Source organism: uncultured Psychrosphaera sp., from assembly GCF_947500655.1.
Taxonomy (GTDB): Bacteria; Pseudomonadota; Gammaproteobacteria; order Enterobacterales; family Alteromonadaceae; genus Psychrosphaera.
Genome location: NZ_CANMSK010000002.1, coordinates 62,360 through 78,549, shown reverse-complemented (window position 1 = coordinate 78,549; position 16,190 = coordinate 62,360). Strand labels below are relative to the sequence as shown.

The window sequence follows — 16,190 nt, the reverse complement described above, 5'->3', positions numbered from 1 at the left end:
ACATGACTCAAAAAGTAACTAAAGCGGTTATTCCTGTAGCTGGCCTTGGTACTCGTATGTTGCCAGCAACCAAAGCAATACCAAAAGAAATGCTGACTTTAGTCGACAGACCTTTGATCCAATATGTAGTAGAAGAAGCTGCGGCGGCGGGTATTCGTGAAATTATCTTAGTAACCCATGCTAGTAAAAATTCTATAGAGAATCATTTTGACTCTAGCTTTGAACTAGAGGCTCAATTAGAGTCCCGTGTTAAGCGCTCTTTATTAAGTGAAGTACGTTCTATTAACCCGAAAGACGTAACTATGATCTCGGTACGCCAAGCGGAAGCAAAGGGCTTAGGTCACGCTATCACTTGCGCAAGACCTGCAATTGGTGATAACCCTTTTGTAATTATATTGCCTGATGTGATCATAGATAAATATTATTCAGACCTAGGTGTTGAGAATTTAGCTGGAATGTTGAAACAGTACGAGTTAACCGGTGACAACCAGATAATGGTAAACCCGGTACCTGAAAGTGAAGTTGGTAGTTATGGTGTAGTAGACATTAACGGAGATGCGTTAATTCCAGGCGGATCTGCTCCAATCAAAACTATGATAGAAAAGCCAGAAGATGGAACAGCTCCATCAAACCTAGCAATAACTGGACGTTATGTTGTCTCACCTAAAATATGGGATTTGTTAGAAAAGACAGCTCCTGGAGCCGGTGGCGAAATTCAGTTAACCGATGCCTTGCATCAGTTAAATGAGATTGAAAATATGTCGGCTTATCATATTGTTGGTAAAACTCACGACTGCGGTAACAAGCTTGGTTTTATTAAAGCTAATTTAGAATATTCATTACAACGACCTGAGTTTAAAAACGATTTAAAACAAGCAATCAACGACCTTATTGCCGATCCGACATTTGAATTTTAGATTCAAGTAACAAGTGCATTATATTACTGTGTGAACGTTTTTTCTTTAACGTTCGCGCGGTAACTTACCTCCTTTTTCCTTTCCTAAAGTATAACCATTGAGAAAATAAGCTAATTTAAGATTAACCATTTTTAGGTTTATACTGTTTAAAACCAATTGCGAAATAAAATACCATTATGGCTAATTTTGAATATACCCGAGGCTGCGTAAAAATTACCTTTGATCAACTGCCTCAGTTACAACCTCAGATTATAGAAACCAATAACTTAAGTTGGTGGCAACACTTTATAAATGCTAGAACCCCAAGAAAATACATTTTAATTCAAGATTGGTGTATTAGTGTTTCTGGTATTTCTGCTAAATTAGACGGCACTATTGTCGTTACTAAAGGCACTGAAATAGATGGGGCATCTATTCCCTTTCCTTGGTTTGTTGCTTTTATTACCTTTGGTATTTTACGGCCTATGGGTATTTTACTTACCGCCTCAATTCCCCATGACTATGCATTTATACATGGAAAATTAAATTATAAACAAGAGGGTTCTGAACAGTTACAACAACGTGTGGTACAAAGACATGAGGTTGATTATTTGTTTTACCAGATAGTTAAAGAAGTAAATCAAGCCCCCATACCTGCCGCTATTTCTTGGTTAGCAGTAAGGCTAGGTTGGTATTGGATTAAATATAATGGCAAGTACAGGAATGGACGGTTTCCACTGTTAATAACGTCATTACTCGCACTTGCCTTAACGGGTACTTTATTTTTAACCTAACTTGTTAAACACGTTTGCTATTTCGATTTATTACTTTGATAAACCAGTATCATCGCCAAGCTCAGCAGCTAGTTGCGCTAAAAAGCTTTGCATAAATTCAACACGCTTTTGTGCTTCTTGTAAGCCTGCTTTGGTTGTCATGGTTTTTGCTGTTTTAAATAACTTCTCATAAAAATGATCAACCGCAGCTACTTTGCTGTCCGGTGTTCTACTCTGGCAAAATGGATCTTCTGTATGATAAATCTTACTGCCTAATTTGCCAGATACCAACATACAACGACTCACACCAATTGCGCCTAACCCGTCTAATCTGTCAGCGTCTTGTACGATTTGAGCTTCTAATGTTTCAGGTGTGAAATTAGCACTGTAACTGTGTGTTTTAATAGCATGAGCAATAGCGTCTAAATACTCAGACGGATAACCAATAGAGGTTAGAAACTCAACCGCTTTTTCACCGGCTAATGTTGATGCGCGTTTATTATCAGGATGATTTTTAGGGAAAGAAACACAGTCATGCAACCAAGCCGCTGGCAATACTATATTGATATTTGCATCTTCAATTGCACATAGTTGCTTAGCGCTGGCGACAACTCGCTTTATATGATTAATATCGTGTGCAGCATCATGGATTTGTTGCTGAAGAATAAACTCTGCGCAATCTTGTTCTAATTTTTCTAAATTCATGTATTCGTCTTATTTAGCTATGTGTATTACTTTGGACAAGCCTAATTTAAAAAAAGGCGCCCATATTAGGCGCCTATTGGTTTAATCAAAACTTAGATTACTTATTGATACCAACCAAATCCATAAAGAATGCATATTCTAGTGCAAGTTCTTTATAACGACGGAAACGGCCTGATGCACCGCCGTGTCCTGCATCCATATTAGTTTGGAAGTACAGTTTGTTTGAATCCGTCTTCATATCACGTAACTTAGCGACCCACTTCATTGGTTCAAAGTATTGAACTTGTGAGTCATGCAAACCAGTGGTTACCAGTGTATTTGGGTAGTCTTGCGCTTTCACTTGATCATAAGGTGAATACGACAACATATACTCGTAAGAATCTTTATTGGCAGGATTTCCCCACTCATCATACTCATTAGTCGTTAAAGGAATACTTGGATCAGACATAGTGGTAACCACATCAACAAACGGCACATGTGCTCCAACACCAAGATATAACTCAGGAGCCATGTTCATAATGCCGCCCATTAACAAACCACCAGCACTGCCTCCTACGGCAAACACTTTGTCTTTTGCTGCATATTTTTGTTCCGTTAATGCTTTAGTCACATCAATAAAATCAGTGAACGTATTCATTTTGTTAAACATTTTGCCGTCTTCATACCAAGTACGACCTAACATTTGACCACCACGAATATGTGCTAACGCATATACAAAACCACGATCTAATAAAGATAATCTAGACGCTGAAAAATACGGGTCAATGGTTGCACCATAAGAGCCATACGCATATTGGTAAAGTGGATTTGTACCGTCTTTTTTAAATTTATCTTTACGGTATACCAAAGAAACAGGGACTTTTTTACCATCACGAGCGGTAACAAATATACGTTCACTTTGATACCAGTTAGGATCAAAGTCACCTAGGACTTCATCTTGTTTTAATGTTGTGCTTTCAAACGTGTTCAAGTCCACTTCTATAACTGAACCAGGTGTAGTTAACGAACTGTAGTAATAACGTAACTTGTCGCTGTCTGCCGTTGGGTTAGTATCGAACGTGGCAACATAAGCTGCATCATTAAATGGTAATGACGTTTCTTTATTAGTTTTTAAATTAATCACTCTGATATTGGTATTACCGTTTTCACTCTCTTCCACCACTAAGTGATTGTTGAAAACAATAAAGTCTTCAAAATACACGTTGGCTCTATGTGGTATCACGTCTTGCCATTTACTGGTGTCTGAGCTTTCAGAACGGCTTACTTTGACTAACTTAAAGTTTTTAGCGTCTAAGTTTGTGCGTATGTAATACCAGTCGTTATGTTGATCAAAGTCATATTCATGACCAGACGTTATCGGAGCTAAAGGGGTGAATTCAGCATTTGGCGTTTCTGCCGATATAACGGATGCACCTGCAGCTAACGTAGAGTCGTGGTAGATATAAATAGTTTGGCTATCGCGGGTTTTACCAATACCAGTATAAAAAGTTGTATCGTCTTCTTGGTAAACTAACTCATCCTTGTCTTGGCTTGTGCCTAAAGTATGACGATATACTTGATAACCTAATAACGTTTGTACATCTTTTTTAATGTAGAACACGGTTTGGTTATCGTTTGCCCACACTATACTGCCAGATGTATTAACTAACTTGTCTTCATACATTTTGCCTGTGGCTAAATCTTTAAACTCAATAACATATAAACGGCGGCTTTCTGTATCCGTTGAATACGCTAATATATTATTGTTAGTACTTACTGATACACCACCTAAGCTAAAGTATTCATGCTCTTTAGCTAATACGTTGGCATCTAAAAATACATCTTCTTTATTTTCTAATGACGTCTTTTTACGTGCATAAATAGCGTATTCATTATCACCTTCATAACGTGTATACCACCAATAACCGCGTCTTTGGTATGGTACACTGGCATCGTCTTTTTTAAGACGGCCTGTCATTTCTTCAAATAAAGTATCTTGTAATGCTTGGGTATGCGCCATTTGTGCATCAACAAATTTATTCTCAGCTTCTAGATGCGCTAAGATCTCTTTATCTTCACGGCTATCGTCTCGCATCCAGTAGTAATCATCGATACGTTGGTGACCGTGCTGCTCCATTTTAAATGGAATTTTCTTTGCTATTGGTGCTGACTTTACTGTTTCTGATGTCATATTATCTGCCGTTTGATTAGATGGAGAACAGCCTGAAATAAATAATGAGGCAATTGAAGCAATCATCCCTATTTTTATAACGGTTACAAGATCCAATAAAGGAGCTTTAGTGCTAGCCATTTGTGTTTGAGTTGGCATAATTAACTTCCTTTAGTTACATATATAAATTACCAGCATAAATTACTCTATTTTTGCAGTTTTGAATAACAAATAACGAAAAGAATAGTCAATTTAAGAATTAGAGCTTGCACTCCATTTACTAGAATGATAAAAATTAGATAATCAATTTAGAATACTTATTTAATAAAATGACAAATTTATTCACCACTACAATTATCTTACTGCTAAACCTGCTGCTTTTATCTGCACGCGGGCTTGTTTTGGTTGACTAAATTTAAATAGTATCAATAAAAACCCCGCTCAATTAGCGGGGTTTTTTTTACCCTGTTTGTTGGTAAGTGGGGCAACAGGAGAAAGGAATATGCACAATATGAATCAAGACAAGGTCATTATTTTTGACACCACATTACGCGATGGCGAACAGGCATTACGCGCTAGTTTAAGTAAGCGTGAAAAACTACAAATTGCTCACGCTATTGCCAAGTTGGGCGCAGATGTAATGGAAGTTGGTTTTCCAGTTTCTTCCCCTGGTGACTTTGACGCTGTAAAAGCGATTGCTGAACAAGTAAAAGGGCCAATAATTTGTGGCCTAGCTAGAGCAATGGAAAAAGACATTATCGCTTGTGGTGAAGCGTTAGCGCCTGCAGAAAAACGTCGTATTCATACTTTTATTGCAACCTCTCCAATTCATTTGGAACACAAGTTACAAAAAACATTAGAACAAGCTACTGAAATGGCAGTTAAGGCTATAAAGCTAGCAAAAACCTATACAGACGATGTTGAGTTTTCTTGTGAAGATGCTGGCCGCACGTCAGTGGCAGATTTAGCTTATGTTATTGAACGTGCTATCGACGCTGGCGCAACCACTATTAATATTCCAGATACTGTAGGTTATACAGAGCCAACAGAATTTGCTGAAATCATTGCAGGAATAAAACAAACGGTTCCAAATATTGATAAAGCGATTATTTCTGTGCATTGCCATAACGACTTAGGTTTAGCAGTAGCAAACAGTATTGCTGCGGTACAAGCCGGAGCACGCCAAATAGAATGTACAGTAAATGGTATTGGCGAACGCGCTGGTAACTGTGCACTGGAAGAAGTGGCGATGATCTTACAAACCCGCCAAGAACGTTTTGGTGTGAGTACAAACATTAAATCAGAAGAGATTTTCCGGACATCAAAATTGGTTAGCCAGCTTTGTAATATGCCAGTGCAACAAAACAAAGCTATTGTTGGCGCTAACGCATTTGCTCATTCATCTGGTATTCACCAAGATGGTATTTTAAAAGCACAAAATACTTATGAGATCATGAAACCTGAGCACATAGGCATGCAAAGTAACGAGTTAAACTTAACGTCTCGTTCTGGCCGCCATGTTATTCAGCATCGTATGACTGAAATGGGTTATTCCGATAACGACTACAATTTGGATGATATTTACAGTGACTTCCTATTACTTGCCGATAAAAAAGGCCAAGTTCACGACTATGATTTAGAAGCTATTTTGTTTGATCAGCAATTAAAAGATGACTCTGATTATTACAAATTAACCTCGTTACAAGGTTTGTCTAGCAACTCAGCAGTGAATACCGCAACGGTTGGAGTTTCTATTGGTGGAGAAGATGCCATTTATAAAGCAGAAACAGGTAATGGTCCAATTGAAGCCGCTTACAATGCTTTAAAACAAATGACCCACATTGACTTAAACATCATTGATTTTAAATTAAATTCAAAAGGTGAAGGTGGTGATGCAATTGGCCAAGTCGACATTATTGCTCAGTCTATGGGACGTAACTTCCACGGAACAGGCCTAGCTACCGACATTATTCACGCAGGCGTGAAAGCATATATTCACGTATTAAACCTAGTCCACCGCGCACAGCAAGTGGAAGAAATTAAAGAAAAACACCAAAGCATCTAAAAAAAGATGCAGTAATAAAAATATTGGGAAATGAATAACAATGAGTAACGAATACAAAATTGCCGTTTTATCCGGTGACGGAATTGGCCCAGAAGTTATGGCCGCCGCAATAACCGTGTTGGACGTGGTACAGAAAAAATATGATTTTAAACTAAATTACACCCATGCTGATGCAGGTGGAATTGCGATAGATAACCACGGTTGTCCACTGCCAGACAGCACGCTAAAAGTCTGTGAACAGTCAAACGCTATTTTGTTTGGCTCAGTAGGTGGCCCTAAATGGGAAAACCTGGCACCAAACGACCAACCAGAACGTGGTGCATTATTACCGTTACGTAAACACTTTTCTCTGTTTTGTAATATGCGCCCTGCCGCTTTGGTTCCAGCACTTTCAGCTATGTGTCCATTAAGAGCAGACATTAGTGAAAAGGGCTTTGATGTATTAGTTATGCGTGAGTTAACTGGTGGCATTTACTTTGGTGAAAAAGGCCGAGAAGGTGACTCAGCTTTTGATACTCAACGTTATTCTAAAAGTGAAATCACTCGAATTGCTAAACTTGGTTTTGAAGCTGCGCAAAAACGCCGTCACAAGGTTACCTCGGTGGATAAAGCCAACGTATTACAAACCTCTATTTTATGGCGTGAGACCGTTATAGAAGTGGCTAAAGATTATCCTGATGTAGAGCTTGAACATATCTATATTGATAACGCGACTATGCAATTGATTAAAGATCCAAGTCAGTTTGATGTGTTGTTGTGCGATAACTTGTTTGGCGATATTTTGTCAGACGAATGCGCCATGATCACAGGTTCTATGGGTTTATTACCATCTGCAAGCTTAAACGAGCAAGGTTTTGGCATGTACGAACCAGCCGGAGGCTCAGCGCCAGATATCGCAGGCCAAGGTATTGCTAACCCAATAGCACAAATATTAAGTGCAGCATTAATGCTACGTTACAGCTTGAATCAAGCTGATGCAGCTAATGCAATTGATGCAGCGATTGCTGATGTTATTGCACAAGGCAAAGTAACGGGCGATATAGCGCAAGGTGCTAAAAGTTATAGCACTGAGCAAGTAGCACAAGCCATTGCGCAAGCAATTAAATAAATGAGTTTGGAAAAGAAAATGGCACAAACATTATATGAAAAAATCTGGGACGCACATTTTGTCGCAGAATTATCAGGTGACACTAATTTAATATATATCGACCGTCACTTAGTTCACGAAGTTACATCTCCACAAGCCTTTGCAGGCTTGCGTGAGAAAAATCGCCCGGTGCATCGTTTAGATAAAACCTTTGCCACTATGGATCATAACGTTTCTACCCAAGTGCGTTCATTTGAAGCTGCTGGTGAAACATCACGTAAACAGTTAGAAGCGTTAGCTAAAAACTGTAAAGAGTTTGGCGTTACCTTATTTGACTTAAACCATGAAAATCAAGGTATTGTTCACGTTATTGGCCCAGAGTTAGGCATAACATTACCAGGACACACTATTGTTTGTGGTGACTCACATACTGCAACACACGGTGCATTTGGTGCGTTAGCCTTTGGTATTGGTACATCTGAAGTTGAACATGTATTAGCTACGCAAACACTACAACAGAAAAAAGCTAAGTCATTAAAAATTGAAGTTAACGGCCCAATGCGTCCAGACATTACTGCTAAAGATGTAATTTTAGCGGTTATTGAAATCTTAGGCACTGCCGGCGGTACAGGTTATGTTGCAGAGTTTTGTGGACAAGCCATTGAAGAGTTATCAATGGAAGGCCGCATGACATTATGTAACATGGCGATTGAAATGGGTGCTAAAGCCGGATTGGTTGCACCAGATCAAGTCACCTTTGATTACGTTGAAGGTAAAGACTATTCACCTACAAACACAGCCGAGCGTAATGATTTTGATGATGCCGTTGCTTACTGGAAAACATTAAAAACAGACGATCGTGCCGTTTTCGACCACACCATAATATTGCACACAGATAACATCATTCCAAAAGTAACTTGGGGCACCAGCCCAGAACAAGTTATTAGCGTTGACGCTAAAGTACCAAATCCAGATAAAGAACCTGACTTAGTAAAAGCAGATGCGATTCGTCGTGCTATTGCTTACATGGGTTTAGAAGCTGACCAAGCGATTACTGACATTAAGATAAACACGGTATTTATAGGTTCTTGCACTAACTCTCGTATTGAAGACATACGTGCAGCGGCTGCAATTAGCAAAGGCAAAACCGTAGCTAAAGGAGTAAGAGCCTTAGTAGTTCCAGGTTCTATGCGAGTAAAAGCGCAAGCGGAACAAGAAGGGTTGGACCAAGTATTTAAACAAGCTGGTTTTGAATGGCGCGAGCCAGGTTGCTCTATGTGTTTAGCCATGAACGACGATAGGTTAGAACCGGGTGAGCGATGCGCATCTACCTCAAACCGTAACTTTGAAGGTCGTCAAGGTAAAGGCAGCCGTACACATTTGGTGAGCCCAGCTATGGCTGCAGCAGCCGCGATTCATGGTCACTTTGTTGATATTAGAAAAGGATAAGGGGAACATTATGTCAGATGCAGTTTTTAATCAGGACGTGTTTCATCAGGGCTTAGTCTGCCCATTAGATAAAAACAACGTAGATACCGATCAGATCATTCCAAAGCAGTTTTTAACCTCGGTTGAACGCAGTGGTTTTGATAAAGCGTTATTTTATGACTGGCGCTATTTAAGTGACGACACACCAAACCCAGAGTTTGTTTTAAACTTCCCACAGTATAAAGGCGCGAGTATTTTATTAACCCGTGAAAACTTTGGTTGTGGTTCAAGCCGCGAACATGCGCCTTGGGCATTAAAACAATATGGTTTCCAAATTGTTATTGCACCTAGCTTTGCTGATATTTTTTATAACAACTGTATTAACAACCAAATATTACCAGCTAAGTTGCCGGAAGCCGCGATAGATAAGCTGTTCAGCTTATGCCAAACACAAGATCAAGTGAATATGGTTGTGGACTTAAAAGGCCAACAACTACTTATTGAGGGTGAATCACCTATAGCATTTGAAATTGCAGCCGATGTAAAGGATAGACTGCTAAAAAACTTAGATTTTATAGGCGTAACAGAAGAGTTTTCTGATCAAATTAAACAATTTGAAGAAAAACTAACTGAATCACGCCCTTGGCAATAAAAAATTCATGTTCCTTGTAAACCACTCGCCGCTACTAAATAAGTAGCGGCTTTTTTTTACTTCATGGATGAAGGAACATCAAAACTACAGGGATGTAAAAGTTTTGTGTTCGGTGGTTCAAGCACCACTGAAAGCCCATAATCCCCCTGATGTATTAGCTTCGTGTTCGATAGTTCAATACACACTGAAAACAGCATAAACCACAGATGGCCAATGAGGGGGTACCGCCCGTTCAAACAACTCAAAAAGTCCATAACCCCTGATGTTTTAGCTTCGTGTTCGGTAGCTCAAATCACACTAAAAGTTCCCTAATCATCGTCTTCAATGATCTCCTTTCTCTCTCTAATCTAGAACTAGTAAGGAGTTAATTAATCTGATATTAATAAGGTAAATAAGAAAGTGATAAACTTTTTGGCAGAAAAACGACCCACTAAGTCGATATTAAGTTGTTATGCATATCGGATAAATTATGAATGTTGAAGATGAAATCCAAGTATGCGTAGAGTTGCTCGGAGGAGAGCGAGTATCAAAAACATTTGGAGAGTCGCCTAGCTTTCAAGATGCAGACTTTATCTTTAAAGATTACGGCATTATTTCCGAACTTAAATCATTAGAAGAAGATAAAATTAATGATGACCTAAATATTGAAAAAGTTTCCAAGTTATATCTTAAGGAGTTAGAAGCCAATAAAGCTCCTGTTATAGCTTTTGGCACTGTAAATATGTCTACTAAGGGCTTTTCTGAAGGATTTACCCGAAGTGTAATTGATATTTATAAAAAGCCAATACAAGGAGCGATAAAAAAAGCCAATAGACAGATCAGGGAAACAAAACAAGCATTTGAACAGCCGAAATTCCAAGGTCTACTAATTGTGGCCAATAATAACCACAGCGCTCTAGACCCGTGGCATGCGAACTTTATACTTGAAGAACTGCTAAGTAAGCCAGATTACAGCAGCGTTAACTCAGCTGTATACTTAACCGCAGGCCAAGCTTCGATTCACCCTGAAACCGGAGAAGAGTACTCGGTTTGGATCGTAAAACATCGCAATGGCCTATCTCAGGTATCTGATGACTTTCTCGAAGGTTTGAGGCAAGCGTGGTTTACTCATTTTACAAAGATTAAAGGCGAAGAAAGTCATTTTGAATTGAGTGCTAACAAAGATATGCTAGCAATACTGGAAAATAAAAAAACTGAATAACAAGGCCACCCACCTCAATTTGTGTGATGGTAAAGTGACTGAAAAGTATTATTTTCAAACTCAAATAAGAGTTAGCTCAATAAACCAAATAAAAGAGCTGAGATAAGTGCATTCTAAAAATGCTACTCTAATTTCCTAACTTACAAACTCAAACGATTTCACTTAAAGCCAACCGCTTACTTATTAACCTAAAACTTGCATACTACACCAAAAAGGTATAGTTTTTACTCCATGTATATTTTTGAATATGACTCAAATAAAAGCCAAATCAACTTCGATAAGCATGGTATCGATTTTGAAAAAGCTAATTGCTATGGAATGATCCTGATTTAATCGAGATCCCTGCAAATACAGCGACGAGCCTCGTTTTGTTATTATTGCATTCCATAATGGTAAACATTGGTCTGCTGTTATAACTTATCGAGATATTAATATCCGCATAATCTCAGTTAGACGATCACGAACTAATGAGGTGGAATTTTATGAAAGCTTCTGATTTTGATAAAGAATTTGATGATGGTAATGACGTATTTACTAGCCTTGATTTATCTCAAGCTAAACGAACTACGCAAACAACAAAAAGGGTTAATGTAGACTTTCCTGAATGGATGATTGATTCACTAGACCGTGAGGCAAATCGTGTTGGCGTAACTAGACAATCAATAATAAAGGTTTGGTTAGCTGAACGTATAGAAAACCTTAAGCATCATCAAGTTAAATAAGACTAACCACCTTAATTCTCGAACGATCTTAATCCCAGCAGTAACCCAGGTTACTGCTTTTTTGTTTTTGCTCAACCCGTTTTAATTATATTGAAATAGGTTGTCCCAGTGTTCATCTAGTACCACTTTGGCTTGGTCTAAACTCAGCACGGTATAAACCTGATTTTCACTGGTAACTAAGCGCATGCGGATTAGTTTTTCAAGGGCGTCGTTAATTTCAAAGTCGAGAGTGCATTGGTATTTGGTTTTAAACCAAAGCTCAATTTCATCATCAAGCTGTTGTGCAGTTAAGCCGTTTTTTGATTTAAGTAAAAACGTATAAGCCAACAGTGTTTCTTTGATGTCTTCTTCTTCAGCGGCGTCTATTAAGGTATGAAAAACACCGGCGTTGTTGTCGAGATTTTTAAAATACAGGTTGTCACTTAATGCCTTCATAAATTTAATTTTACGGTTTTTAAATTTACTCCACTCTTTAAAAATAAAGCCGCCAAACACGCCCATACCAATAGCAAAGGTGATCCAGTGTTGTTGGCTCATTTCTACCGCTTCACTCCTAAACCCGCCCCAAAAAGCAAAGAGGGCAAACAATAACACCAGTGATGCGCCAAGCTTAGTGATAAGCACAACTGCGCCACCAGCTAAGGCTGAGGTGCCAATAATCACTTTGTCGATAGAACGCATACGTACTTCACTATTTGGAAACAACATTTCCAAGTCTGCTTTTGGTACATTTTGAAATAACTTAACTATGGTGGAGTTTGGCTCAAAGCCCATTGGAATTTTGTTTTTAGCTGAAAAATAAGCCCTATCTTTAAAACGAATAAATACGGCAACACGATCGTAATTAGTAAAATGCAGTGGCTTTGTACGCAATCCCCAAAAACTAGTGATGGTTTCCGTAAGTTGTGACTCGCCACGGCGGTAAAACACTACTTCTTCAAAGTCATCAAACTCAACTTCTAAGCGCACTTTAAAAAGTGATTCTTCGTTTAGTGCATCTTGCAAATCTTGATGAGTGATCACTTCAAAATTAGCGGCATTAAGTACTTTGGCAAAGCCTTTAGCAAAGTCACTCTGGCATTGTGCTTTTTGCTCAGCAGAGACTGAATTAAGCACTCGGGTATCACTATTGGGATCAAACGGAGCATAATTGTTTTTTAGAGACTCAAGTTCAGAGTGGTATTCAAAGTGAATAAGGCTGGCGAGTAGATCACAAAATTGATTAAACGAGGTTTTTCCTTCGTCATTAGATTGGTCACTTGGTAATTCTTGACGACACATAGTCACAATGTCTTGTTTTCTAAACGGTATATAACGAGCACTTTGCATAAATGAATAACTACTATATTGAGAGGCGGTTTAATTACGTTGTTGAGTTCAAGTAAGAATAGCAATTGTTATAGTTATTGCTATTTTGTTAACCTAAAAATATAGTATCTAACTATATAAACGCATTATAAACGTATGAATTAATTGATAGAAAGTCTGAATTCAATAAAGGATGAGTAACCAACTGTGTACAAAATTAAACTTGATGATTTATCAGGCAAAGAAATTCATGCTCTTTTACAAGAACATCTTGATGATATGAATGCAACATCGCCAGAAGAAAGTGTGCATGCTCTTAATTTGACTGAACTTAAACATACCTCCGTAAAATTTTGGACTATTTGGGATAATGAGTATTTAGCGGGCTGTGGTGCATTTAAATTACTAGATAATAAACACGCTGAGATTAAATCCATGAGAACCTCTAGCGGTTATAAAAATAAAGGTATCGCATCAACCTTACTTATTCATATTATTGACCAAGCTAAACTATTGGGTTTGAACAAACTCAGTTTGGAAACCGGCTCTATGGAGTATTTCTATCCAGCTCACGTTTTATACAAAAAACACGGCTTTGCATTTTGTCCTCCATTTTCTGACTATAAAGAAGATCCAAATAGTAAGTTTATGACCTTGGACTTAAATTAGAAATCTAAATCTTGTAATGTAAATAATATATACTGAGCATAAAAGGTAATACCTAAAAATGGCTAAACAAGAGCAAGTGATCACCGTAAAAATGGCAGCACCTTTTTGTATATTATTGGGTGTTATGTTGCTATTACAAGTTATTGGTGTGTATGTTAGCAACAGCTTTTTAGCCTCTGGAGGGATTAAAGGTTATTGGATTTTAAGCCGATTGGTTCTACCTTTCCTTTTAGTATTTTTATTGGCGATACCGTTAAAAAGCCTCTATTTCTCTAAACCAATAATTAACCGTCAAAATCTAATTATGATGGGGGTTTTTACTGGTCTGATACTTTGTTTGTTTGTTTATTTACAGTTTTTTGCAGCTGATTATTTATCACATTATCGTAATGGCCGTTCTGTGGAAGCGTTGAGAGAAGCAGGTAAGTTTGACCGTTTTCTTATTTTTACAGCTTCTACCATTATAGGTTGGGAAATAATACACAGAGGATTTTTATTAGGCGGTGGTCAATATTGTTTAACTAAACATTACAAACTGGATCCAACAGCCGCAGCTATCATAATGACCGTTATCGTCTGTATATTTGAAGTATTATTTCATATTAAAAAACCTATTTATGAAGCAATAGGCATGATTGTCGCCTCACCTTTATTATCTTATTTAACCATTAAGACACGCAGTTTATGGCCTGCATTAACCTTTCATTTATTAATTGAACTCGCCTTTGGCTTTTCTGCGTTCTATTATTCTTTTTATTAGCCTGAATAGAAATAGCTTAAGCTCAAACTTACCTATTAATAATCAATTGTTAAGCCATTAATTTGTTTGGTTTATTACCACAAGAGATTTTATTTTAAGTGGGTCTGGCTGTAATTTCTGCTATTCTCAAATATTACCTTAATTCAAATACCATGGCGTTTTATATGCAGTATAAATTTATTTTAATTATAAGCTCCATTTTGTTACTGAGCGCTTGTACCAATCCAGATCAAAATGATGAACCTATGGATGAGGTTGCCGCTGCTCGTTTATTACATCAAGCTACTATGGGGCCAACATTAAGCGAAATAAGATACGCCCAAGACTTAAGTGCAGAGCAATGGATAGATGAACAAATAGCACTAGAGCCTAACTACCATATTAATTATTTAGTCAAAAGTACTGATGCTGAGAACTTTTCTTATATCAATCGTATTGATGCATGGTGGAAAGCCACATTACGCAGTGATGACCAATTGCGCCAACGAGTGGCATTTGCACTGAGCGAAATATTAGTCGTGTCGGATTCCAACAGCAGCTTAAGTTCTAAACCAGAGGGTATGGTCACTTATTACGATTTACTGATAAAACACGCTTTTGGTAACTTTAGAGACTTGTTAGAAGACGTTACTCTCTCACCTATAATGGGAACCTATTTAAGCCACTTAGGTAATGAAAAAGCCGATGAAGAATTAAATATCCGACCTGACGAAAACTACGCCCGTGAAGTAATGCAGTTATTCACTATTGGCCTTGAAGAGCTCAATTTAGATGGCACACCTGAACTTGACGAACAGGGCAATACCATTGCTACTTACGATCAAACACAAATTGAAGGATTTGCTAGAGTATTTACTGGCTGGACATTTGCTGATAGCGAATCATTTACCCGCAAAAGCTACGACTATATAAATCCAATGGATGCTTTTGAAGATTACCATTCAGAAAAAGAAAAAATACTACTGAATGATGTAGTAATACCTGAGAGATATGGGCCAGAAGATTCCTTAAAAATAGCCTTAGACAACTTGTTTGATCACGACAATGTTGGGCCATTTATTAGTAAACAGCTTATCCAGCGTTTAATTACCTCAAACCCAACGGGTTCTTATGTTGAACGTGTTGCTAGTGTATTCAATAATAATGGCAAAGGTGTTCGTGGTGACTTAGCCGCTGTGGTTAAAGCGATATATTTAGATGATGAGGCACGCAATGATTCAAGTGTTTTAGTTTATAGGGGCAAAATTAAAGAACCACTATTAAAGAAAGTACACTTTTGGCGCAGCTTAGATGCTAGATCAATTGAAGATTATTATAAAACCTGGAACACCTTTGATAATTACGGACAAGCTGCAATGCGCTCTAACTCAGTGTTTAACTTTTTTAGTCCTGACTATCAACCATCTGCATTACGTGATGATGACTTGGTTGCGCCAGAACTACAAATTGCCAACGACGCAACGTTAATAGCGACAATTAATGATCTGTTTTATTATTTAGTCTGGAGTACAGCTGAGGGAACTAACTCAATAAGCTCAACTAGGATATATGTTTATATTCAAACTGATATGGATTATTTAAATAGTAATGGCATTGATGCCTTATTAGATTTGTATAATGTTTTGTATTTCGCCGGTAATTTAAGTGAAGAGACTCGTGAAGCATTACTGGACTTAGATGACTATTTTGACAGTGATGACAATAGATACCGAGTATCTTATTTGTTATACATGATTGCTATTTCACCTGAATTTAATTTGCAGTATTAGGAGAAA

The 16,190-nt window shown here is 37.9% G+C and carries 15 protein-coding genes; 12 read left to right on the top strand and 3 right to left on the bottom strand.

The features are described from left to right. Positions 1-2: 2 nt before the first annotated feature. Both galU and Q0940_RS02500 read left to right on the top strand, forming a co-directional pair. The gene (gene galU / locus Q0940_RS02505; protein ID WP_299263463.1) at positions 3-917 is read left to right on the top strand and encodes a UTP--glucose-1-phosphate uridylyltransferase GalU; all 915 of its coding nucleotides are present in this window, start codon (positions 3-5) and stop codon (positions 915-917) included. 176 nt (positions 918-1,093) lie between these two features. Then, positions 1,094-1,690, top strand: coding sequence for a DUF1353 domain-containing protein (locus tag Q0940_RS02500; protein ID WP_299263462.1), 597 nt, complete (start codon positions 1,094-1,096; stop codon positions 1,688-1,690). 30 nt (positions 1,691-1,720) lie between these two features. Here the strand turns inward: Q0940_RS02500 and Q0940_RS02495 are convergent, their stop codons facing one another. Both Q0940_RS02495 and Q0940_RS02490 read right to left on the bottom strand, forming a co-directional pair. Further along, on the bottom strand, positions 1,721-2,374 hold the full coding sequence (locus Q0940_RS02495) for an HD domain-containing protein (RefSeq protein WP_299263461.1): 654 nt from the start codon (positions 2,372-2,374) through the stop codon (positions 1,721-1,723). Between the two features lie 97 nt (positions 2,375-2,471). Further along, a complete protein-coding gene (locus Q0940_RS02490) occupies positions 2,472-4,610 on the bottom strand; it encodes a S9 family peptidase (protein ID WP_299263961.1) in 2,139 nt (712 codons plus the stop codon). A 424-nt stretch (positions 4,611-5,034) separates the two neighbouring features. Here Q0940_RS02490 and leuA point away from each other — a divergent pair, with 424 nt between their 5' ends. The 7 genes from leuA (at position 5,035) to Q0940_RS02455 (ending at position 11,678) form a co-directional block, all read left to right on the top strand. Beyond that, positions 5,035-6,588: a 2-isopropylmalate synthase gene (gene leuA, locus Q0940_RS02485; protein ID WP_299263459.1), complete on the top strand. Its 1,554-nt coding sequence runs from the start codon at positions 5,035-5,037 to the stop codon at positions 6,586-6,588. A gap of 40 nt (positions 6,589-6,628) precedes the next feature. After that, positions 6,629-7,696, top strand: coding sequence for a 3-isopropylmalate dehydrogenase (gene leuB, locus Q0940_RS02480; protein WP_299263457.1), 1,068 nt, complete (start codon positions 6,629-6,631; stop codon positions 7,694-7,696). A gap of 18 nt (positions 7,697-7,714) precedes the next feature. After that, a complete protein-coding gene (leuC, locus tag Q0940_RS02475; RefSeq protein ID WP_299263455.1) occupies positions 7,715-9,124 on the top strand; it encodes a 3-isopropylmalate dehydratase large subunit in 1,410 nt (469 codons plus the stop codon). 10 nt (positions 9,125-9,134) lie between these two features. Next, complete coding sequence (gene leuD / locus Q0940_RS02470; RefSeq protein ID WP_299263453.1) at positions 9,135-9,755, top strand: 3-isopropylmalate dehydratase small subunit; 621 nt, start codon at positions 9,135-9,137, stop codon at positions 9,753-9,755. Between the two features lie 469 nt (positions 9,756-10,224). Further along, a complete protein-coding gene (locus tag Q0940_RS02465; protein WP_299263451.1) occupies positions 10,225-10,956 on the top strand; it encodes a hypothetical protein in 732 nt (243 codons plus the stop codon). Between the two features lie 373 nt (positions 10,957-11,329). After that, positions 11,330-11,452 (top strand): hypothetical protein, encoded by a 123-nt coding sequence (locus Q0940_RS02460; protein WP_363323565.1) that lies wholly within the window; start codon positions 11,330-11,332, stop codon positions 11,450-11,452. Beyond that, a complete protein-coding gene (locus Q0940_RS02455; protein ID WP_299263449.1) occupies positions 11,439-11,678 on the top strand; it encodes a CopG family transcriptional regulator in 240 nt (79 codons plus the stop codon). Before Q0940_RS02460 ends, Q0940_RS02455 begins: the two co-directional genes overlap by 14 nt. A gap of 81 nt (positions 11,679-11,759) precedes the next feature. On the opposite strand, the gene Q0940_RS02450 is transcribed toward Q0940_RS02455, so the two are convergent. Next, entirely contained in the window at positions 11,760-13,007 is a 1,248-nt protein-coding gene (locus tag Q0940_RS02450; RefSeq protein WP_299263447.1) for a TMEM143 family protein, read from the bottom strand. 186 nt (positions 13,008-13,193) lie between these two features. Between Q0940_RS02450 and Q0940_RS02445 the strand changes: the two genes are divergently transcribed. The 3 genes from Q0940_RS02445 (at position 13,194) to Q0940_RS02435 (ending at position 16,184) form a co-directional block, all read left to right on the top strand. Continuing rightward, a complete protein-coding gene (locus Q0940_RS02445) occupies positions 13,194-13,655 on the top strand; it encodes a GNAT family N-acetyltransferase (RefSeq protein ID WP_299263445.1) in 462 nt (153 codons plus the stop codon). A gap of 58 nt (positions 13,656-13,713) precedes the next feature. Further along, positions 13,714-14,415, top strand: coding sequence for a CPBP family glutamic-type intramembrane protease (locus Q0940_RS02440; protein ID WP_299263443.1), 702 nt, complete (start codon positions 13,714-13,716; stop codon positions 14,413-14,415). Between the two features lie 164 nt (positions 14,416-14,579). Beyond that, entirely contained in the window at positions 14,580-16,184 is a 1,605-nt protein-coding gene (locus tag Q0940_RS02435) for a DUF1800 domain-containing protein (protein ID WP_299263441.1), read from the top strand. Positions 16,185-16,190 lie beyond the last annotated feature (6 nt).